The organism is Clostridium sp. KLE 1755, from assembly GCF_000466465.2.
Taxonomy (GTDB): Bacteria; Bacillota; Clostridia; order Lachnospirales; family Lachnospiraceae; genus Eisenbergiella; species Eisenbergiella porci.
In genome coordinates, this window is sequence record NZ_KE992748.1 from 45382 (window position 1) to 45831 (window position 450).

General features: G+C 38.4%; 1 pseudogene. It reads left to right on the forward strand.

The window, feature by feature from the left end:
• Nucleotides 1-228, forward strand: a pseudogene (locus HMPREF1548_RS30130) (hypothetical protein); the annotation flags it as partial.
• Between the last annotated feature and the right edge of the window lie 222 nt (nucleotides 229-450).

The window sequence follows — 450 nt, forward strand, 5'->3', positions numbered from 1 at the left end:
TATAAAAGCGGCAAAGAAGATGGGATTGCCCAGGGAATTGCCTGCGGTGAAGCTGAGGCGATAATATCATTAATCAGAAAAAAATCTCAAAAAGGCTTAGACATAAATGAAATAGCCGATATACTCGAGCTGGATGTTTGTTATGTAAAGAAAGCACTTGCTCTGCTGTCGGAAAATCCTGATAAAACTGATATGCAGGTTGCGGAACTTATTATCGGCCAGGTATAGGCGTTTAGATGTATTGTAGCATGAGTTATAGTAACAGACCGAATACCATAACGATTACAAAGCATGATAAAAAGTCTGCAATAAAAAAAGTCTTGTGTATTCAAGGCTTTTTTTATTTGCTATAATATGGATGATATCCCAAAACTTTTAAATACAAAGAAGGAAATCAAAGCCCCCGCTGCAAGCAACGAAGTATCAAACTTGCAGCGCTGCAGAGCAGCG